Annotated in this window: 22 protein-coding genes; 10 read left to right on the forward strand and 12 right to left on the reverse strand. The window is 39.4% G+C overall.

Translation table 11 applies throughout. The features are described 5' to 3' along the window. Positions 1-9: 9 nt before the first annotated feature. The 3 genes from AC00Y6_RS02255 to AC00Y6_RS02265 all read right to left on the reverse strand — a co-directional run bounded on the left by AC00Y6_RS02255 (position 10) and on the right by AC00Y6_RS02265 (position 2,470). Positions 10-516: a rod shape-determining protein MreD gene (locus AC00Y6_RS02255; RefSeq protein WP_474488989.1), complete on the reverse strand. Its 507-nt coding sequence runs from the start codon at positions 514-516 to the stop codon at positions 10-12. Beyond that, complete coding sequence (gene mreC / locus AC00Y6_RS02260; protein WP_474488990.1) at positions 506-1,360, reverse strand: rod shape-determining protein MreC; 855 nt, start codon at positions 1,358-1,360, stop codon at positions 506-508. Before mreC ends, AC00Y6_RS02255 begins: the two co-directional genes overlap by 11 nt. Positions 1,361-1,444: 84 nt before the next feature. Further along, a complete protein-coding gene (locus AC00Y6_RS02265; RefSeq protein ID WP_076783084.1) occupies positions 1,445-2,470 on the reverse strand; it encodes a rod shape-determining protein in 1,026 nt (341 codons plus the stop codon). Positions 2,471-2,745: 275 nt separating this feature from the next. Here AC00Y6_RS02265 and hemA point away from each other — a divergent pair, with 275 nt between their 5' ends. From hemA to hemE, 4 genes are all read left to right on the forward strand, one after another. Further along, the gene (gene hemA, locus AC00Y6_RS02270; RefSeq protein WP_474488991.1) at positions 2,746-4,035 is read left to right on the forward strand and encodes a glutamyl-tRNA reductase; all 1,290 of its coding nucleotides are present in this window, start codon (positions 2,746-2,748) and stop codon (positions 4,033-4,035) included. Beyond that, the gene (gene hemC, locus AC00Y6_RS02275) at positions 4,004-4,912 is read left to right on the forward strand and encodes a hydroxymethylbilane synthase (protein WP_474488992.1); all 909 of its coding nucleotides are present in this window, start codon (positions 4,004-4,006) and stop codon (positions 4,910-4,912) included. The genes hemA and hemC overlap by 32 nt, the downstream gene beginning before the upstream one ends. A 126-nt stretch (positions 4,913-5,038) precedes the next feature. Next, positions 5,039-5,734 (forward strand): uroporphyrinogen-III synthase, encoded by a 696-nt coding sequence (locus tag AC00Y6_RS02280; protein ID WP_474488993.1) that lies wholly within the window; start codon positions 5,039-5,041, stop codon positions 5,732-5,734. Between the two features lie 169 nt (positions 5,735-5,903). Then, on the forward strand, positions 5,904-6,929 hold the full coding sequence (gene hemE, locus AC00Y6_RS02285; protein ID WP_474488994.1) for a uroporphyrinogen decarboxylase: 1,026 nt from the start codon (positions 5,904-5,906) through the stop codon (positions 6,927-6,929). A 31-nt stretch (positions 6,930-6,960) separates the two neighbouring features. On the opposite strand, the gene AC00Y6_RS02290 is transcribed toward hemE, so the two are convergent. Both AC00Y6_RS02290 and AC00Y6_RS02295 read right to left on the reverse strand, forming a co-directional pair. Then, the gene (locus tag AC00Y6_RS02290) at positions 6,961-7,257 is read right to left on the reverse strand and encodes a hypothetical protein (protein WP_474488995.1); all 297 of its coding nucleotides are present in this window, start codon (positions 7,255-7,257) and stop codon (positions 6,961-6,963) included. 54 nt (positions 7,258-7,311) lie between these two features. Continuing rightward, positions 7,312-7,839 carry a YkgJ family cysteine cluster protein gene (locus tag AC00Y6_RS02295; protein WP_474488996.1) on the reverse strand — a complete coding sequence of 176 codons (528 nt, stop codon included), beginning with the start codon at positions 7,837-7,839 and terminating at the stop codon, positions 7,312-7,314. Between the two features lie 96 nt (positions 7,840-7,935). On the opposite strand from AC00Y6_RS02295, the gene AC00Y6_RS02300 reads away from it, so the two are divergent. Beyond that, positions 7,936-8,313: a group III truncated hemoglobin gene (locus AC00Y6_RS02300; RefSeq protein ID WP_474488997.1), complete on the forward strand. Its 378-nt coding sequence runs from the start codon at positions 7,936-7,938 to the stop codon at positions 8,311-8,313. Here the strand turns inward: AC00Y6_RS02300 and AC00Y6_RS02305 are convergent. The 6 genes from AC00Y6_RS02305 to AC00Y6_RS02330 all read right to left on the reverse strand — a co-directional run bounded on the left by AC00Y6_RS02305 (position 8,310) and on the right by AC00Y6_RS02330 (position 15,814). Next, positions 8,310-11,705, reverse strand: a complete 3,396-nt coding sequence (locus AC00Y6_RS02305; RefSeq protein WP_474488998.1) for a trifunctional glycoside hydrolase family 18/polysaccharide deacetylase/glycosyltransferase family 2 protein — start codon at positions 11,703-11,705, stop codon at positions 8,310-8,312. The two genes, AC00Y6_RS02300 and AC00Y6_RS02305, sit on opposite strands and share 4 nt — an antisense overlap. Before the next feature lie 89 nt (positions 11,706-11,794). Then, entirely contained in the window at positions 11,795-12,121 is a 327-nt protein-coding gene (locus AC00Y6_RS02310; RefSeq protein ID WP_476589233.1) for a DUF6122 family protein, read from the reverse strand. A 103-nt stretch (positions 12,122-12,224) separates the two neighbouring features. Then, the gene (locus tag AC00Y6_RS02315; RefSeq protein ID WP_474489000.1) at positions 12,225-13,496 is read right to left on the reverse strand and encodes a cation:proton antiporter; all 1,272 of its coding nucleotides are present in this window, start codon (positions 13,494-13,496) and stop codon (positions 12,225-12,227) included. Between the two features lie 35 nt (positions 13,497-13,531). Then, the gene (gene hflX / locus AC00Y6_RS02320) at positions 13,532-14,743 is read right to left on the reverse strand and encodes a GTPase HflX (RefSeq protein WP_474489001.1); all 1,212 of its coding nucleotides are present in this window, start codon (positions 14,741-14,743) and stop codon (positions 13,532-13,534) included. A 165-nt stretch (positions 14,744-14,908) separates the two neighbouring features. Further along, positions 14,909-15,322: an OsmC family protein gene (locus tag AC00Y6_RS02325; protein WP_474489002.1), complete on the reverse strand. Its 414-nt coding sequence runs from the start codon at positions 15,320-15,322 to the stop codon at positions 14,909-14,911. A gap of 51 nt (positions 15,323-15,373) precedes the next feature. Next, the gene (locus AC00Y6_RS02330) at positions 15,374-15,814 is read right to left on the reverse strand and encodes an META domain-containing protein (RefSeq protein ID WP_474489003.1); all 441 of its coding nucleotides are present in this window, start codon (positions 15,812-15,814) and stop codon (positions 15,374-15,376) included. A gap of 86 nt (positions 15,815-15,900) precedes the next feature. Here AC00Y6_RS02330 and AC00Y6_RS02335 point away from each other — a divergent pair, with 86 nt between their 5' ends. The 4 genes from AC00Y6_RS02335 (at position 15,901) to AC00Y6_RS02350 (ending at position 20,194) form a co-directional block, all read left to right on the forward strand. Further along, positions 15,901-18,033, forward strand: coding sequence for a S46 family peptidase (locus tag AC00Y6_RS02335; protein WP_474489004.1), 2,133 nt, complete (start codon positions 15,901-15,903; stop codon positions 18,031-18,033). Between the two features lie 98 nt (positions 18,034-18,131). Beyond that, on the forward strand, positions 18,132-19,202 hold the full coding sequence (locus AC00Y6_RS02340; RefSeq protein WP_474489005.1) for a calcium:cation antiporter: 1,071 nt from the start codon (positions 18,132-18,134) through the stop codon (positions 19,200-19,202). 10 nt (positions 19,203-19,212) lie between these two features. After that, positions 19,213-19,716 carry a GNAT family N-acetyltransferase gene (locus AC00Y6_RS02345; protein ID WP_474489006.1) on the forward strand — a complete coding sequence of 168 codons (504 nt, stop codon included), beginning with the start codon at positions 19,213-19,215 and terminating at the stop codon, positions 19,714-19,716. A gap of 10 nt (positions 19,717-19,726) precedes the next feature. Beyond that, positions 19,727-20,194 carry a GyrI-like domain-containing protein gene (locus AC00Y6_RS02350; RefSeq protein WP_474489007.1) on the forward strand — a complete coding sequence of 156 codons (468 nt, stop codon included), beginning with the start codon at positions 19,727-19,729 and terminating at the stop codon, positions 20,192-20,194. Here the strand turns inward: AC00Y6_RS02350 and bcp are convergent, their stop codons facing one another. Further along, positions 20,195-20,641 (reverse strand): thioredoxin-dependent thiol peroxidase, encoded by a 447-nt coding sequence (gene bcp, locus AC00Y6_RS02355; RefSeq protein ID WP_474489008.1) that lies wholly within the window; start codon positions 20,639-20,641, stop codon positions 20,195-20,197. Between the two features lie 35 nt (positions 20,642-20,676). On the opposite strand from bcp, the gene nth reads away from it, so the two are divergent. Then, positions 20,677-21,297 (forward strand): endonuclease III, encoded by a 621-nt coding sequence (gene nth, locus AC00Y6_RS02360; protein ID WP_474489009.1) that lies wholly within the window; start codon positions 20,677-20,679, stop codon positions 21,295-21,297. The last annotated feature ends 8 nt before the right edge of the window (positions 21,298-21,305 follow it).

Here is a 21,305-nt window from a genome sequence, read left to right on the forward strand (position 1 = left end):
AAAAATGGATTAAACCTTTTGTTTAATTTTAAATGCTAATGTATAAGCCAGTATAAATACGAACGAAATAAGGCTGGTAATTACCACATTCAGCAAAATATCAAAAACTCTGTTGAATTTAAAGAATTCTACGTATTGCACCAAGAACTGATGAATAAAAATACTAGTTAATATAAAAAATAAAAACTGAGTCCACTGAATGCTTTGGAAAGAGAAAAAATCGGTGGTGGTATCGGTAGATGTTCTAAAAATTAGAGTTCGGAAGTAAGCAATAACCGTAGTTGCAAAAGCATTGATGCCCCAAGTTCCCAAAAATGCATCTACACACAATCCCAATATAAAACTCAAGGCCAAAAACTGAAATTGATTACGGAAAAACGGATAGAACATTACAAACACAGGATAAAGTACCGGAATATATTGCCCAAACAATGCAATCCTGTTCAGCACAAAAATCTGTATTGCCGTTAGCAGTGCAATCAAAAGTAAATCGGAAAATATATTTCTACTGACCATCTTTTTTAATCTGTGCTTTTAACGTGTCATCAATTTTCTGTACCTCGGCTTTTTTTAGATTCCTTACCACATACACCGTGCTCAGTTTGCCTACTTTTTCACTCAGTTCTACAGAAACATCCCAAAAACCAGTTTTGCTGTCTACCTGATATCCGGCTACAGTACCCACCATTATACCGGCAGGGAAAATGGAAGATTTGCCATCCGTCACAACGGTATCGCCAACTTTAAGAGGTACATATTTGGGAATATCAGACAAAGACATCGTTCTAGAGTCATCACCTTTCCAGGATAGTGTACCAAAGTAGCCGGATTTTTTAAGCGCTGCACTGATTTTGATTTTATTCATACTCAAAATAGACTGCACCAGTGAATAATTATCGGTTGTATTAATAACAATTCCGGCAATGCCTTTAGGCGCAATCACACCCATTTTGGATCCTACGCCCTGCAAACGACCTCGGTTGATTGTGAAATAATTGTCCTTCCTGTTGATGCTGTTAAACACAACTTCCCCATCCACAAAGGTATAGATCTGGCCACCTCCGATTGTATCATAAACTCTACGGAACATTGGTTTATCCAGCTTTTCTTTACCGTAAAGCTGTTTCATAAGAGCCTTGTTTTGGCCAACGAGATCTTCATTAATTTGCTTCAATTTCAAATAAGAGGTCCCTTCATCAATGTAGCCCGAAACCCATGAATTGAAGGCCGCCGTGTTGGCTGCCAAAAAACTTTGCTGCATGGCATTTTTGCTGAAAATAAGGACAACTGAAACCAGTTGTAAGAATATAAAGAACACAAACAATGCATTCTTAGAAAAAAATCTCAGCAAAGCACCCATCTAAGTTATAAATGATAAGTGATGAATTGTAAATGATCGTACTATAGCAACCATCATTTAAGCCCCATCAATTTTGAAAATAATTTATTTGATTAAGAAATTGAATTTGTCCATATTTTTGAGCGCTATACCAGTTCCTCTTACAACCGCTCTCAACGGATCTTCTGCTACAAAAACTGGCAACCCAGTTTTCCTGTGAAGACGATCTGCCAAACCTCTTAGTAAGGCGCCACCACCAGCAAGATAAATTCCGGTTTTGTAGATGTCCGCAGACAATTCCGGTGGCGTAAGGGAAAGTGTTTCCATTACTGCATCCTCAATTCTGATGATTGATTTATCAAGAGCTTTGGCAATTTCTTTATAATTAACCATGATTTCTTTTGGTTTACCAGTGATCAAATCACGACCCTGAACGGGAATATCATCAATAGGAACATCCAACTCCTCTACCGCAGAACCAACTTCTAACTTAATCCTTTCCGCCGTTCTTTCTCCGATGTACAAGTTATGGTGTGTTCTTAAGTAATAAGCAATATCATTGGTGAAAACATCCCCTGCAATTTTCACAGATTTATCACAAACAATACCACCAAGTGCAACCACTGCGATCTCGGTTGTTCCACCACCTATATCGATAATCATATTACCTTCCGGCTTCTGAACATCAATCCCAACACCTATAGCGGCCGCCATTGGTTCATAAATCAAACGGACTTCTTTAGCATTTACTTTTTGAGCAGAATCTCTAACGGCTCTTTTCTCAACCTCGGTAATGCCGGATGGTATACAAATCACAATCCTAAGCGCCGGCTGGAACAGCTTTCCTTTGATCCCAGGAATTTGTTTGATGAATTCCTTAATCATATGCTCGGAAGCGTGAAAATCTGCAATCACCCCATCTTTTAGGGGTCGGATTGTTTTTATATCTTCGTGGGTTTTACCCTGCATATGTTTGGCCTGCTCACCAACCGCAATCGGCTTGCCCGATGAACGCTCTATCGCAACGATAGATGGCTGATCCACAACTATTTTGTTATTATGTATAATAAGCGTGTTCGCTGTTCCTAAGTCAATCGCAATCTCTTGCGTGAACATATCCAATAAACCCATTTCCTTCGATAATTGTTAAGTTTACAAAGATATAAATTTAGGATGACTCTGTTTGTTGAATTGAAAATAATTTGGTTAAAATTTTATTAAAATTTATCATGCTTTTTTGTAAAAAATTAAAAATTATTGATGGTTGTAACAACTCAAAATCATCTTAAATATCAAAATAATATTTAAAAATCCAGCAAAAGAAACCAATGTTCTTAAGCCTTTTATCGGCAAAAATTTTTGTTTAGAATTCTTGTATTAAAAAATTGTAAATTTGCAGTTGCAAAATGACTAATAGTAATAAATTTCACCAAACTTCTGATTTCGCGGTTCTAAGTATCAGTTACGAAAAAGCCGACGCTGAGACGCGCGGCCGTTTTGCCTTTTTTGATGAACACATCAAGGCTTTTGTTAACCAAATCCACGAGCAGAGCTACGGCGATGCATTTGTAGTGTCTACCTGCAACAGGACAGAAATCTACTCCACTACAAAAAACTATCTGCACATTGCCGAATTATACTGCAACACGGTTGGTGTAAGTCTTTCAGAATTTTTGCAATATGTTAATGTACTGCAAAGAGAGGATGCCCTTTTTCATCTTTTCCGTGTGGCAGCCGGATTAGAGAGCCAGATTATTGGTGATTTTGAGATTGTTTCCCAGATTAAAAACGCCTATAACCGTTTCAAGAAATACAAAGATTTTTCTAACCCTTATCTGGAGCGGGCCATCAATTCAGCCATCCAAATATCGAAAAGAATCAAAAACGAAACAGGGATCAGCACAGGATCAGCGTCGGTTTCTTACGCAGCCGTCCACTATATATTGAACAACACCAGGCGCATACACGAAAAAAACATTCTTCTATTGGGTGTAGGCGAGATTGGCCAAAACACGATTGAAAATCTGGTAAAGCACATTTATCAGCCAAAAATCAAAATTGCCAACCGCTCTTTTGAAAAAGCCGAAAAAATTGCCGATAAATATAAAATCCCGCAAATCGACTTTAATATTTTCCCAGAAGAACTGAAGCAGACCGATGTATTGATTGTGGCCACCGGCGCCCAAAAATATATTATTGACGAAAGCAATTTTCCGAAAGATAAGGAGATGTTGGTCATCGATCTATCGATACCAAATAATGTCCAGAAAGAAATTGGCAAATGGGACAGCACAACATTGATTGATGTGGATCAGCTTTCACAAACGATCAAAGAAACGATGGAGCAACGCAAAAAGGAAATCCCAAAAGCAGAAGCCATCATTAGAGATATGGCAAAGGAATTTGCAGAATGGGAAAAAAAACGCAAACTGGCACCCAACATCAACCATTTCAAAAACTCTCTGAAACAGATTGAGGAGAATGAATTGCATAATATTCATAAAAAGTTTCATTATGCCAAAATTGAGGACATGGAGCTTTCTAACAATCTTGTACAGAAAATTACCAACCGGTTCGCTAAATATATCCTTGAAAATCCGCTACGCGCCACAGAAATCACAAAATTGATGGAAGAGATTCTTGACATTCATAAACAAGACAACGATGGACACAATCAAAATAGGAACCAGAAATAGCCCACTTGCCCTATGGCAAGCACACGAGGTTGCAGCAAAATTACAACACGTGGGTTTTGAAACAGAGATTGTTCCTATTGTAAGTTCGGGGGACAAAAATCTTCATCAGCCACTTTACGCATTGGGCATCACAGGCGTTTTTACACGCGACCTAGATCTTGCACTTCTCAATAGCGAGATAGATGTTGCCGTGCATTCTTTAAAGGATGTACCTACAGAATTGCCTCACAACATTCAGATCTCTGCCGTTTTGGAACGGGACTTTTCCGAAGATGTATTGGTTAGGAATCAGGATGCGGAACCACTGGATTTGGAAGTCCTGAAAATTGCGACCAGCAGCCTGCGCAGGCGAGCCTTTTGGCTTAAAGAATTTCCCGAAACCGAGTTTACAGATATCCGCGGGAATGTGCAGACACGATTAAAGAAGTTGGATGACGGCATTGCAGACGCTACCATTTTTTCTTTGGCCGGAATAAAAAGGATGAATCTTGATGTGAAATATGAGCCAATCCCTTTTTTACTACAAGCTCCGTCACAAGGCGTTGTTGCCATTGCGAGTTTATCCAGCAATATTGATTTGAATCAGGTCTTGAAATCCATTTCGCACAAAGAAACAGAGATCTGTACCGCCATCGAGCGCGAATTCCTGAGAACACTAGAGGGCGGATGTACCGCGCCAATTGGCGCAAAAGCAGAAATGCTGGATGGCCAAATCCGTTTTTTGGGTGCCCTATGCTCTTTGAACGGCAAGGATTGCATCGAAACGGATGAAATCTTTGACTGGAACGATTCCGAACACTTTGGTGAAAAGCTAGCCAAAAAAATCCTTAAAAACGGAGGCAGGGAATTGATGGACGAAATCAAAAAATCTTTATAAAAAGTTTTTCAACATTCAATCTGTTATTCCGCAGGAAAAATAGTTGCTGAGATTATTGCAGAATGTCAAAATATTTTTTTCATTGTAGTGTTATCAGTGCGAAGTTGCCAAAGCCATCTTAAAAGTATGAAAATCCTTTTTACAAAACCAATCAGAAAAGAAAAAATCGATGAGAAGCTGGGAACGGTTTCCGGATTGTCCTTCGGTTTTGTAAAAGTGATTGGCACAGAAATCATCAAAACGAAACCTTTCGGTTTAGATAATAATTCTTTAATTTTTACCAGTGTGAATGGCGTGAAGGCTTTTTTTTCTAACGGTTTTTTACCGAATGAAAATTTTGCAACTCCTAAAACATATAACAAAATTTATGTAGTGGGATCGCAAACGAAAAAAGAGCTAAGGAAAAACGGATTTGGTGCTTACAAACTCTGCAAAAACGCTCACGAACTTTCAGAATTTATTACAGGCAACTCTGCGAATGAGAAATTCCTGCATTTTTGTGGCGATTTGGCGTTAGACGTTTTGGATGACCAGTTGCCGTTGCAAAATATCCGTTACAAAAAAATTCCTGTTTATCAGACTCAACTCCTTTATCCAAAAATCGATGAGAAATATCAGGCCGTCGTTTTTTTTAGTCCGAGCGGAGTTCGTAGTTTTGCGAAGTTCAATCCATTAGATGACTATAAGATATTTTCTATTGGAAACACAACGACTTCGGAATTAAAAAAACTAACTGATAATAAAGTAATTACAAGTCATAAAAACACATTATCGGATCTGTTGAATTTGATTTTAAGAGATTGTTCGACAGATCCAGTATGACAATTTTGATGTGATTTGAAAGGCTAAACTTGTATTTTGCGAAGCGCGCCCCGACTTGAACGGAGCTCTTTTTCTTTTTTGAAAAAAAAGAAAAAAGCGGGAGTGGAAGGCGGATAAAGGCGCCAAAACCTAACAAAGTGGTTCGACGCAAGTCAAATAATTAATAAAAATGATTAAAAACGACCTATATTTAAAAGCACTTCGCGGGGAAACCGTGGAAAGACCGCCAGTTTGGATGATGCGGCAAGCCGGAAGATACCTGCCGGAATTCATCGCACTGCGAGACCAATACGATTTTTTCACAAGATGCCAAACCCCGGAACTGGCATCGGAAATTACGGTGCAGCCGATAAGGAGATTTCCTCTGGATGCAGCCATTTTGTTCTCCGACATTTTGGTAGTGCCGCAGGCAATGGGCATCGATTTCAAAATGAAAGAATCTGTGGGACCATGGCTGGATGAACCTATTAGAACGGCAGAACAGGTGGATAACGTGATTGTTCCTGATGTGAATGACACGTTGGGCTACGTTTTTGATGCTATAGAAATGACCTTGGAAAAACTCGACAATGAGATTCCGTTGATTGGCTTTGCCGGTTCGCCCTGGACGATTTTCTGCTATTGTATAGAAGGTAGAGGTTCCAAGGATTTTAACATTGCCAAATCATTTTGTTTTCTACAGCCCGAAGCGGCGCATAAATTATTACAGAAAATAACGGATACCACGATTGCTTACCTGAAAAGAAAAGTGGAAAAAGGCGTTTCTGCGGTTCAGGTTTTTGATTCTTGGGGCGGGATGCTTTCCCCGGCAGATTATCAAGAATTTTCTTGGCAATACATCAATCAGATTGTAGAAGCTTTAGCACCGCTAACACACGTTGTGGTTTTTGGGAAAGGCTGTTGGTTTGCGCTTGATGAGATGTCAAAGTCGAAAGCTTCTGCAGTAGGTGTTGATTGGACCATCACGCCTGAAAATGCAAGAAAATTTACAAATAATGCGGTGACTTTGCAGGGGAATTTTGATCCGTCAAGATTACACTCAACCCCGGAAACCATCAGGAAAATGGTGCATGAGATGATTGACCGTTTTGGGAAAGACCAGTACATCGTCAACCTGGGACACGGGATTTTACCGAATATTCCTGTTGAAAATGCCGAAGCTTTTATCAAAGCAGTGGTTGACTGGAAAGCATAAAGCAAAAGGAGCAAAGTAAATGCTCCTTTTTTTATTCCATTCGCCCAGGCGCAGGTTGCGTGGGCTTTACAGCTTCATTATTAGGGCCATCTTTAGGTTTCTCTACATCATTTCTAAGATCCCTTTGTAGTTTTTGATTTTGATTAAAAGAGGCAGTGTCTGTTTTTCTCAATAACTCTCTATTTTGTGAGAATGTATCCATTTTAAACTCTGTAGACTTCAGGTTTTTTTCTGCTGCTGATCTCAGGTTATCCTGTTTGGTTGTCTGGGCTTTCATCAGAAAAGTTCCAAACATAAGCAACGACCCTGTTACTATTAACTTTTTCATAATATCTGATTTTTTAAAGAATAATCTCAAACACCAAACCAGATTATGTTAAAATTAAGATCTTCTAAGATTTTTGGGAGAAATTTGGGAATGATTATTCTCAAGAACTTTTCTCAATTTTTCTACAAAAACGTAAGTGGCGGGGCAAATCAACGTGTTTTTTAATGTCAGGTTATTGATCTGGTAGATCTTCTTTCGGTCGGTATGTGGATATTCCCTACAGGCTTTTGGACGGACATCGTAAATTGAACAGGTGTTGTCTTCATTCAGAAAAAAGCAAGGGAGGTTTTGTAAAACTTTGTCATTGTCCTCATCTATCCTCAAAAATTTAGCTTCAAAATCCGCCGCTTTCATCCTGAGGTGCTTTGATATTCGCTCGATATCTTTCTCTGTATAAAGCGGGCCGGTGGTTTTGCAGCAATTGGCACAACTGAGGCAATCAATTTCTTCGAAAGTTTCCTCGTGTTTTTCTAAGACTAAATAATCCAGATTGTTAGGTGGTTTCTTTTTGAGTCCATCCAAAAATTTGCGGTGTTCTTTCTGTTTTTGCAAAGCCTGCTTTTTATAGAAATCAAGATCCATTTTGCAAAATTAAAGGTTTCCCGTTAAAAACTGACATTAATCTTATTTTGCGCTGATGCAAAAAGCAATAACTTTGATTGACAAAAATATCGGCTTATGAATGATATTACAAAACGTGAAGATGTAGAATTTTTGGTTAAAGAATTCTATGACCGCATTGTACAAGACCATCTTATTGGATTCTTTTTTACAGATGTTGCTAAAATTGATCTCGCGAAACACCTTCCAAAAATGTACAATTTCTGGGAAAGTATCCTCTTGGGAAATCCTGTTTACGATGGTCAGCCGATGGCTAAACATTTCCCAATAAATGAGGTAGCTGCCATGGAAGAGAAACACTTCAACAGATGGCTACAGGTTTGGGAAAAAACCGTACATGACAATTTTGAAGGTGAAAATGCGGAAAACGCCATCGCAAGAGCTTTGAACATTGCCCGCATTATGCATCATAAAATGAAATCTGCAAGATCCTAGTCTGTTAGTTCCTTTACGTTACCTGTCCTTTTCAGAAATCCCCAGGATTGCATCTCACCACGCAGGGCATGGCGCAAACTGCGGAAAAGGACAATGTACATCAGCCATCTGTACCCAAATCTTTGTGGGATAATGTAAAACAAATCGGTCCACTTTTGTTTTTGCATGATAAAGGCTAATAAAGCCAACGATGCGTCTACCAGCAAGAAAATGAGATAGTAAACAAAAATTTTGCTGCCGTTACCCGACAAAATCCCAAAGAACATAATTAAGTCTGCCAATGGTGAAAACATGGGGATAATGTACTGGAAGATAAGAATATTAGGCATCGCCCAAAGCCCTAGCCCTTTATACTTAGGGTTGAGGAAGGTTTCCCGTTGTTTCCAAAACATTTGCATAATACCATAAGTCCATCGGAAGCGCTGTTTCAGGAACTGTTTTACAGATTCTGGTGCTTCTGTAACCGCTATTGCACGGTTTTCGTTGGCTACTTTGTACCCTTTTTTCAGAATCTTGACGGTTAAATCACAATCTTCAGCTAATGTGTCGCCGGAGTAGCCACCCACTTCCTGTATCACCGCCTTTCTAAATGCTCCAATAGCACCGGGAATTACCGTAACCGCATTGATATTAGCATATGCCAAACGGTCAAAATTTTGGCTGGTTGTATATTCTATCGCCTGCCATCTTGTAAGCCAGTTCACACGGTTACCAACTTTTACATTCCCCGCTACAGCCGCAATATTCTCATCAGAGCCTGCATTCAAAAATCTGGCAATCAAGTATTTTACCGCATCTTTTTCCAGTTTGGTATCGGCATCAATACAGACAACATATTCGGCATCGGTTCTTGCAATCCCATAATTAAGTGCACTAGCCTTACCGCCATTGCTTTTACTGAGTATCGTTAAACGTTTTTCCGAAGAAAAGTGCTCGTTAACCCTTTCCAAAGTTTGATCTTTACTGCCATCATCCACAAAAACAATATCACAGTTGGGGTAAGTCTGATGCAAAAGATTTTTGAGTGACGATACAATATTGACTTCCTCGTTATAAGCAGGTACAATAATGGACACTTTGGGATAAGAATCCATCATAGGAAGCTTATTCAATTTTTCTTCTTTCCTATGCTCACTTACTGCCCAATAAATCATAATCAAAAGGCGCAAAAAGCCCAAAGCGATGAATATCAAAAATAATGCACCTAAGAAGTGGCTGATCCAATAGATTACGGTAGCTAACAATAGGTTAAGCTGCATCACATAGTAAGCCTTGGTCTTAGGAATGGCTGGCATGAGCTCCTGCCTGTTTTTGTGCAGAATACTGGTAAGATCCGTAAAATGATAACCTTGTTTTTGCAACATAGGAATTAACACTTTCAAGGCTTTTACGGTCTCTGCTCTTGTATCTCCACCGGCATCATGCAGTAGAATAATGTTGCCTCGCTCGTGTTTTATCCCATCCAAAACCCTAGAAATGATCTGATTAGCTTTTACGCCAGGTTGCCAGTCTTCGGGGTCAATATTTTCACCAATATCCAGATAGTTTTGCTGGCGCGCCAATGCAACAGGAATAATCTCCTCCGGCGTGGTTGGTTCAGAATCCGCATTGTAAGGCGCCCGAAAGAGTATTGTACTGTGCCCGGTTACACATTCTATTAGAAGACGCGTAAGTTTAAGCTCCAGCAAAGCTCTTTTAGGATCTACTTTAGCAACATTTTCATGGGTAAAGGTATGGTTGCCAATCAGGTGACCTTCTTTAAAAATCCTCTTTACAAGTGGAAGATTTTTCTCTGCATTGATACCAACCAAGAAGAAAGTCGCAGGAACATGATATTTTGATAGGATGTCCAGGATTTGTGGCGTGTAAGTCTCATCGGGACCATCATCAAAGGTGAGAACCAATTCCTTTTGTGGTGCCGCACCGTATTTTCTTACTTCATAAGAACTTGGGTAGGACAGATAATTTTCATCGGTAATAATCTTCTCGTTAGGATCGATTTCTACTGCAATCTTACCATCATGCGGCGTATTAAGAACATCCAAAACCTCTCCCTCGCCAATGTAATCTACCATTGTTTGACCCTTGACATTGCCAAGACTTTTCAGGTTGATTTTTGAGAGACCGGCGGTCGTCATATCTTTGTTATAGAAAGTCCACACCCGGCTGTCCTCACTACCTAAACGCCAAAGTGCCGTTCCTGCCAACGGATATTCTGACGAGAAACGCATGGTATTGAAGATAGAAGCTGCATCATTGAAAAAGACAGTATGCGTATTTTGATTGTTATCTTTATACGAATAATTAAGATTAAAGGTATTGTCATCAAAATTAATTACAGATTTACTGGCATTGGCTTTGGTTATCGCCTGCATGTAGGTAACAGAGGTATTTTGATCTTTATTACTGCTCCAATCATAACCGTATGCCCCAAGACCCAAAATTATTTTTGAAGGACTTGTTTTGCTCACCATTTTATCGGTTTGCTGCTCTATCCATTTCTGGGAAGAAATAGGGCCCGAATCACTGTCTGCAGAATACTCGTCATAGGCCATCAGTACAAAATAATCTACATAGGGATCTAGTTTTTTGATATTATAGTCATCATTATCCGTCATTACATCCATAGAAACCAGCAAATTATTCTGCTTGAAGACCGCTGAAAGATCAGCCATAAAATCGATAAGAATCTGGTCAGAACTTAGGTTAAGATCTTCAAAGTCAATATTGATTCCTTTGAAATGATATTTGAGACACTGTGCAGCCACTTTATTAATCAAAGCTTTGCGTTTGACTGGATCTCCCAAAATTTTACCTATCCCCTCGGAATGGAATTCCTGATTGTAGTTGTTACTCAGGATTGGCATTACCGCAACACCGGTTCTCTTGATCACTTTGTAACCCTCGGGATCTACGTTGTTTTTAACGTCACCGGTTTTGGGATCTATAAAAAACCATTCTGGAAAAACCAAATTTAGATTCTTGATATTCCGGCGTAATGACATGAGGGATTGGGGATCCCATGCCACATAAAATGCTGATCTTATCCCACCAGGAAAAAGATTCCAGTCTTTGGTTTGATTTTTAAGACGCTGCGCCCTGGCCCGCTCAATTTTTTCCACATTGGTTTCCATTTTTTTGGAATGGATAAAACTCCGAAAACCGCGGTACTCCTTAGAGATTTTATTCTCCTGCAAATAGGGTTTTGTAGCTGTGATGATAGCTTTGTAATCCTCATGAAAAGGAAGTTGCGGATTACGATCCAAGTTCATCATCAACACCAATGATGCGATGAGTAATAATATGACAAAAATGATCAGCCGGCTGCTCCATTTTACATTGCGCCAGCGTTTTTTGTTATCGGTCTGAAATATCTGTCTTGATTTTTCCACTTCTATTTTTCAACTTTTATTTTATATGCAAATTTTCTGAAATTGGTATAAAAACAAACTTAATTTAGGCTTAAAAAAAGCTTAATTTTCTAAAGCCATAGCGCGTCTAACCAATCTGTAAACATATGAAATAAAAGTCCAATTCCCAACATCCTGGGCACACCTCGGAAAAATAAAAGCAAGACATAAATTCCCATTGCCCAGTAGGTATGCAGCGGATGAAAATTGATACTTGACCGATGGGATGAAAACATGGGTGTACTCAACAAATGATCTGCATCTACCAACATGGTTGCCAACATGATGAAGTAGGCTTTTTTCCAATTTGTCGGAAAGAAGAGATACGCCAAACCCAACGGAACAACCAGATGCATGGAATAATGCAAAATGGTCCTTACCCAAAAATAATCCATCATCTAAACTTTAAAAACATCATTGATCAAAAACTTGAAGCCACTCTCTCTCCTTGTGATAATTTACTCCCTTAATCTTGGGGTATAACTGAATTTATAAATTAAATCATTCCGTGGCTTCCATAATTTTTTCTTCTTTGGCGATCTTCTTGGGATTAGCCACTTTGGCAATGGTAAGCCCCTGAACGACAATAGAAAAAACAACAACACAATACGTAATACTGATGATGATTTGGCTGTATTCATTCACCGGGATTGATAAAGCCAAGGCAATAGAAACACCGCCACGGATACCTCCCCAAACCAAGACTTTCACCGTTTGCGGACTGAACCGATACTTAAAAGCCATAAACTTGGTAGGAACAAAAATGGCGATCCAACGCGCTATTAGTACAATTAAAATACAAATGCCACCTGCGACAAGGTATTCATTCAGATCTTTGATTAGCAACAGCTCGAATCCGATGAACAAGAAAAGAACTGCATTCATTATCTCATCAATCAGTTCCCAAAATTTGATCAGATAATCCTGAGTTTCGGACTTCATCTTGAACCGGACATTAAAATTCCCCATGAAAAGCCCGGCTGCTACCATTGCCAAAGGTGCGGAGATATGCATTTCTCGCGCTACCAGATAACCGCCCATTACCACCGACAAGGTTACTAAAACAGATATAATATAATCATCTACCATCCGCATGGCTCTGGAAGCCGAAAACCCTAATAATACACCCAGCAGCAAACCGCCACCCGCTTCGCGAAGCAGAAGTAATCCCACATTTTCTACATTAAGGTCAAATTCTTTTCCTATGGCAATCTGCAACACCACAGTGAATACAACAACCGCCATACCGTCGTTAAACAACGATTCTCCCGCAACCTTGGTTTCGAGGGATTTGGTCACGTTGGCCTGTTTCAGGATACTTAGAACAGCCACTGGATCTGTAGGGGAAATCAATGCACCAAAAACAATACAGTATATCAACGGAATATTGACACCAACTAACGGCAAAAGATAATAAGTCCCAAACCCAACGGCAAACGTGGAAATAATAACACCTACAGTAGAAAAAATAACAACCGGGCCAAACTGCTCTTTCAAATCCTTGATATTCACATGAATACCGCCAGCAAAAAGCAGAAAATTAAGCATAGCGCCCATCAGTATTTCTGTAAAATCAAAACTGTTGATAAGTTTGGTTAAGTGGCTGGTTGTCTTGGGTAAAAAATTATCTCCGGAAACAACCAAAGTGACCGAGACAATAATGGCAATCACCATAATCCCAATTGTGCTGGGAAGCTTGAGAACCCTGTAATTGATATAAGCAAATAATGAGGCCAGAACAATAAGAACAGAAAATGAATAGTATAATTCCATTTGATTTTATTAGATAGTGGTCTTTTCTTTTTTAATTAAACTTCCTCGTCATCAAAATATTCGAAGAGGAAATCATTGTATGGGAAACGGGAAATATGAATATTGTGAACCTCATCATAGATCATTTTCTTCATCTCAGGGAAATTTTCTTTGGTTAAAGCCGAGATAAAAACTGTTGGATATTTTGATTTGGCCATCCAGGTTTTTTTCCATTCATCTAAAGAAATATTTTTCCTAGATGACGGCGTAAGGTCATCTTCGTCCTTTTTCTCATAAGCAAATGCATCAATCTTGTTAAAGACCATAATCATAGGCTTTTGATGCGCATCAATCTCCTGAAGAATCTGGTTTACCGATGCAATATGATCCTCAAAACTCTCATGCGAAATATCAACCACGTGGATCAAAAGATCCGCTTCGCGTACCTCGTCCAAAGTCGATTTGAAGGACTCCACAAGCTGAGTAGGTAGCTTTCTTATAAATCCAACTGTATCGGTCAGCAAAAACGGAAGGTTACCAATCACGACTTTCCGTACCGTTGTATCCAGCGTTGCAAAAAGCTTATTCTCTGCAAAAACTTCAGATTTTGAGAGAGCATTCATGAGCGTAGATTTGCCAACATTGGTGTAACCCACCAGGGAAACGCGCACCATTTTCCCACGGTTATTACGCTGTGTCGCCATCTGTTTGTCGATGGTTTTCAACTTATCCTTTAACAGAGTAATTCTGTCACGGATGATCCTTCTATCGGTCTCAATTTCCGTTTCACCGGGACCACGCATCCCGATACCGCCTTTCTGCCTCTCGAGGTGGGTCCACATTCTGGTCAACCTTGGCAAAAGGTATTGGTATTGCGCTAATTCTACCTGCGTCCTGGCGTAAGAAGTCTGCGCCCTTTGGGCAAAAATATCAAGGATAAGGTTGGTACGATCCAAGATTTTAACTTCCATCTCGCGCTCCAGGTTTTTAAGCTGCGAAGGAGACAGCTCATCATCAAAAATAACGGTACCTATCCCATTTTCTTTAACATATTCTTTGATTTCCAAAGCCTTTCCGCTTCCTACGAATGTCTTGGAATCTGGCTGTGTAAGCTTTTGCGTAAATCTTTTGTCTACAGTAGCTCCGGCTGTATACGCCAGAAACTCTAGCTCGTCCATATATTCTTTCAGTTTATCTTCATCTTGGTGTTGGGTGACAAGGCCTACCAAAACCGCAGTCTCATACTGATGTTCTTTCTTTTCTAACATTAAAATCTATTGTTTTCTGATTTTGACAAGATACTATTTTCCATAAAAAAAACCAAAGGAAATCTTTGGTTTTCAATTCGGGATTCTGATTTAACTAATATGAAGACGCTAAATAATAACATCTCCTACCATTGTAGAATGTTAATTAAAACAGGTTACAGCAATTTAATTTTCAAGAGTTGCCGTCAATGTCTTTTCAAAACTGAAAGCAATGCTGATGGGACATTTTTCCTTAGCATCTTTGGCAATTTTCTGAAAATCATCTTCTGATATACCCGGCACTTTAGCCGTAAGTGTTAATTCAGACAAGGTTACTTTTCCATCAACAAAGCTGATTTTACAGTCTGTTTCCAGTTTTTCGGGGGTATATCCGGCTTCTGTTAACAAGGCTGACGTCATCATTGTAAAACATCCGGCGTGGGCTGCAGCCAGTAACTCTTCTGGGTTGGTTCCTACACCATCTTCGAACCTGCTTTTGTAAGAATATTGGGTGTTGTCCAATACTGTACTTTGTGTTGAAAGAACTCCGTTACCTTCTTTTACTGTGCCTTTCCACACAGCTTTTGCACTTCTTTTCATAATATATTTTTTAATTGATTTTGATCTTTACTAATAATGATTTGATTAACATTAATCCCAGTCTGCAGCAACAAACTTCATGGTAACATCACCTCCTGACAGGTTAAGAAAATGACCTTCTATCTTGTATTGGCTCATGTTAGGTAAATCTTTCCCAAACTGCTCTTCCAGCTTCATCCTACCCTCGCAATACATCATTGTAGAGCCTACGCCGGAAAATTTAGCTTTCCCTTTATTAAATTCTGCGTTAAAAAACATCCCGTTGCAGCCCATTTTTGCTGTGTAACGGTTGGGGGAATCTTTCATTGTTGTCAAATCCATGTTAGCTCCCAGCTTGGTAAGCTCTTCTTTGGTAAAATCTTTATATTCAACCAACATCCATTTTCTGTTGATATTCTCCATTATTCCTTTATTATCTTTATTAGATGTCTTGCAAGAGACTGCAAAAAACAGGATTAATGACAAATTCCCAATTGATTTTAAAACTTTCATAAAGTGTGATTTAGCCAATGTCTTAACCAAATCCGTACCATTAGATTTAAAATTATCAGTAAATTAGCGACAAAATAATATTCTCAATGAAAAAAATATTTTTGGTATTGACCCTGATCATGGGTTATGCACAAATGAGAGCTGACGAAGGCATGTGGCTTCTAATGCTTGTAAAACGACTGAATGGTGTAGATATGCAAAAAGAAGGTTTGCACCTTACACCAGAAGAAATCTATTCTGTAAATCATTCCAGCCTAAAAGATGCCATCGTAAGTTTTGGCGGTTTTTGTACAGGTGAAATTGTCTCCAACCAAGGTTTGATTTTTACCAATCACCATTGTGGTTTTGATGCTGTTGCCGCTGCGTCTACGCCAGAGAAAGATTACCTGAAAAATGGTTTCTGGGCTATGAAACCCAATGAAGAGTTCAATGCGAAAGATCTTTATGTAAGATTCTTGGTTAGAATGGATGACGTATCTGCCAGAATCAACGCCAAACTGAACAACAATATGTCTGCAGCCGACAGAAAAGCTGTTATAGACGCTGAATATAAAGCGATTCAGACAGAAAATTCCGAAAACGGAAAATACACTGTTGTAGTAAAGGATTTCTTTAACGGGAATGAGTTCTACTATTTTGTTTATCAAGATTACAAAGATATCCGTCTTGTAGGTGCACCACCATCATCATTGGGTAAATTTGGTGGAGATACCGACAACTGGGAGTGGCCAAGACACACGGCAGATTTCACGGTGTTCCGCGTTTATGCAGATGCCAATAATAATCCTGCAGAATATTCTGAAACCAACCAACCGCTAAAACCTAAGCATTTCTTACCTGTTTCCTTAAAAGGTTATAAACCTGGTGATTTTACGATGATCCTAGGCTACCCAGGAAGAACGAACCGTTACCTAACGTCCTATGGTATAGAGCAGATGGTAAACAAAGATTATCCGGCTTGGGTAGAAGCATCTAAAGTAGCCATGGATGTGATGAAAAAGTACATGGACAAAGATAAAGCGACTCAATTGGATTATGCATCCCAGTACGCCAGCGTTGCCAACTATTGGAAAAACAGAGCCGGGACTATAGATGCCGTTAAGAAAAACGGAACTGTAGGTGAAAAACAGAAAACCGAAGAAATTTACAATCAATGGGCAGCACAATCTGCTAATGAAAGTACTTACTCCAACGTATTGCCAGACATCAAGACTTATTATCAGCAGATCTCTGCAAGAAACGTAGAGCGCAACTATGGTTCTATCATGCAAAGAAATGCACATTATATTGGTATTGCTTATCAGTTGGGAAGTTTGTTCAAAACCTACGCTAATCAGGATGATGCCGGAAAGGCAGCCATGAAGCAAAAGGTATTGGACGCGGTAGAGAAATCTTATGATGGCTTCCATGATAATGTAGAAGGCGAAATGCTGAATTCCCTGGCTGGACTTTACAAATCAAAAGTAGCTAAAGATGTAGCTTCTCCAACGATTGCCGCAGCAGATGTCAGCACATTATCAACATTGGCTTACGAATCTATTTTTGCCAATAAAAAGTCGGCACTTCTCTTTGTGGAAAACCCCGACCGTTTAAAAATTGATTCAGATAAGCTGAGACAATTTGCCAACGGCATTGTTGAAGATCAAAAATTAGGCTTGGAAAAATATGCTAAAATTGATGAGAATTTTGCTAAAAACAGCAGATTATTCCTAGACGGTCTTAGAAAAGCACAACCAGAAAGAAAATTCTATCCGGATGCCAATTCTACAATGAGGCTAACTTATGGTACAGTAGAAACTTTACCAAAAAGAGATGACAGAAACTACAAAGGCATCAAAGAAAATTACTACACCGATATCAATGGGATGATTGCCAAATATAAAAAGGGCGACGAAGAGTTTGACCTTCCTCAAAAAGTTTTGGATCTTGCCAAGAAAAAGGATTATGGGCAATATGCCGATAAGAAAGGTTTTATGCCAATCAACTTCCTGTCCAATAATGATATTACAGGCGGTAACTCTGGATCGCCAATTATCGACGGAAACGGAAACCTTCTTGGTCTGGCCTTTGATGGTAACAGTGAGGCTTTAAGCGGTGACATTGTTTTTGAACCAAACTTGCAAAGAACCATCAATGTGGATGTTCGTTACGTGCTTTGGGTGATCGACAAATATGCCGGTGCTACAAGAATTATCAGCGAGTTGACTTTGGTAAAATAAGACCAATCACACTATTTTTACATAATCCACCATTAATTGGTGGATTTTTTGTTGTGGTAGCACAAGTTAAATTTTTGTACATTAGAGAAATCAATTTTATGAGTTTACGGTCTTTATTTCACTGGTCTTACATTTTCCCAGTTCTATCAGTAATCTATTATTTACTGGGGGTTACAGATGACAGTCCTTTATTGGCGGCGTTAGGCGGCGTTTTTCTAATCAGCTCTGTTCTGGGAGCTGTGCACCATGCAGAAGTTGTGGCACACAAAGTGGGAGAACCATTTGGCACCATCATTCTTGCTATTGCCATTACAATTTTGGAAGTTGGATTAATTATCTCATTAATGATTGCCGGCGGAAAAGAAACGGATACTTTGGCCCGAGATACAGTATTTGCAGCTATCATGTTAATCCTTAATGGGATCATGGGAGCGTGTCTTTTGGTGGGCGGTATCAAATTCAAAGAGCAGTTTTTTGCAAGAACATCCGGCAACATGGCACTCATTAGTTTGGTAGCCATTGTCGTCATGGTTTTGATTCTTCCTAATTATACCACCACCGAGTCCTCAGCAACTTTCAGCAAAGTGCAGTTGGTATTTTTTTCTGTTGCGTGCCTAGTAATATACAGTACTTTTCTAATGGTGCAAACCGTGAGGCACCGCAACTATTTTTTACCGGAAAATGATAATGAACCTCATGCAGATCCTCCAACGAAGTCCGCAAGCATTACGAGTTTAATTTTTCTGATCATCTGCCTTGGCGTAGTTGTATTTCTGGCAAAAGCTTTATCTCCAAAGATAGAAGACATGGTACACAGTTTTGGCGCTCCAAAATCGTTGGTTGGGGTTATAATTGCTGCGGTCGTTCTGCTTCCGGAAGGCCTTGCTGCCATCAAGGCAGCCCGAAGAAACCAGTTCCAGACCAGCCTTAATCTTGCATTGGGTTCTGCATTGGCCAGTATTGGCCTTACAATCCCTTGTGTTGCGGTTGTTTGTATTATTTTTGATTTACCGTTGGTTTTAGGCTTAGACATCAAGTCTATGATTCTGCTTGCCTTGTCATTATTCACTGTGATGCTCTCACTCAACCGCGGGAAGACCAACGTTCTTTATGGTGTAGTTCTCTTGGTGAATCTCTTTGCTTACATCTTTACTGTTATCGTTCCTTAAATAAAAATCAATGAAAACTTTTGAAACAGACCGCCTTATCCTGAAACCTGCAGAAGTTACGGACGCCAACTTTTTTCTGGAACTCTACAATATGCCTTCCTTCATAAAATATATCGGAGACCGTAAACTCAGGACCAAGGAAGATGCAGAAAAATATATTACCAACAGGTTTCTGCCACAATTCCAGAAATTAGGATTTGGAAATTATGTGGTCATTCTCAAAGAAAATCAAGCTAAAATTGGCGCTGTTGGCATTTTTGAAAGAGAAGGCTTGGATGTTGTGGATATTGGTTTTTCCTTTCTTCATAATTATATAGGCCAAGGTTACGCTTACGAATCTGCATCCAAGTTAAAACAAGCAGCTGCTGAAGAGTTCGGCATAGATAAAATCTCTGCCATTACAACCAAAGACAATTTTTCTTCTCAAAAATTAATAGAACGCTTAGGCCTCAAGTATATTAAAATGGTGAAAATCCCGGAAGATGATGCGGAGCTAATGTATTACGAAAACTAAGTGCGTCATAATGGAACTACCTTACCGCATTGAGATTATTGGATCTAAGAAATTGATTGGATTCAGCATCACAACTTCTTTTAATGATGACAAAACACCTGTTATCTGGAAAAAATTTATGATGAGAAGAAACGAAATCCCCAACCAGATTTCCCAGCAATTATTCTCGCTGCAAATCTATCCTAATCAATTTACGCCGGATCAGAAGTTCAAAAAATATGCTTTGACTGTAGTTTCTGATTTTGACCATGTTCCTCAAGAGTTTGAATCATTTGAATTGAATGGTGGGAAATACTTGGTTTTCCAGTACAAAGGCAAAGCCGATAGTGGTCCGGAATTGTTCAGGTATATTTTCCAAACATTCATTCCGGAGCATCATATCGAAATTGATGACAGGCCCCATTTTGAAATCTTTGGCGATGATTATAACCCAACTAGTGACTCTGCCGAAGAAGAGATTTGGATCCCTGTGAAGTGATTATGCCAGAATCTGTACTGCATGATCCTTGGTTTTCACTTTGTCGATCACCTTGGTACAGATTCCTCTTTCGTCAAAAACAAAGGTAGTTCTCACAATTCCCATAAATTCCCTGCCCATGAATTTTTTCAGCTGCCAAACCCCAAATTGGTTGATAATATTATGGTTTTCATCCGCAATGACATCAAATGGCAAAGAGTTTTTCTCACTGAAATTTTTCTGCCGTTTCACCGAATCTGCACTCACCCCCAAAAGCCGATAACCGTCCTTTTCTAGCAGAGAATAATTGTCCCTCAGGTTACAAGCTTCTGCTGTACAGCCGGGCGTGCTGGCCTTCGGATAAAAATAGATGATGAGTTTTTTACCTTTAAAATCATCAGAATTCACGGTTTTCCCATCCTGATTAACCCCAACAAACTGAGGAAGTGTATCGCCAACCTGTAACATAATTTATATTTTTGTACCACAAATGTAGCATCAAAATGACAAAAAAGCAAAGGGCAAAAACCGTACAGGAAGAACTGGAAAAACTTTATCCAGAAGTCCCCATTCCGTTGGATCACAAAGACCCTTATACCCTGATGGTTGCGGTAGCGCTCTCTGCTCAAACCACCGATAAAAAAGTCAACCAGATAACGCCTGCACTTTTTGCTGTGGCGGATACACCCGAGAAAATGGCCAAGCTGAGTGTGGAGCAGATTAAAAATCTGATCAAAGAAATCGGGCTTTCTAATTCTAAGGCTAAAAACCTGAAAGGAATGGCTGAATTGCTGGTCGCAAAACACCATTCTGTTGTGCCACAGACTTATGAAGAGCTGGAAGAGCTGCCCGGCGTTGGTCACAAAACAGCATCGGTTGTTATGAGCCAAGGCTTTGGTTTTCCTGCATTTCCTGTAGATACCCACATCCACAGGCTGATGACGCAATGGAAATTAACCTCCGGAAAAAACGTGACTGAGACAGAAAAAGATGCAAAAAACCTTTTCCCAAAAGCGGTCTGGAACAAACTACACCTTCAGATTATTTTCTACGGCCGTGAATATTCTCCTGCCCGCGGAAACAGAGAAAACGACTTTTTAACAAAAATGCTTTTTGAAAAGTAATTAGTTTC

It is taken from the genome of Epilithonimonas sp. (assembly GCF_056329745.1).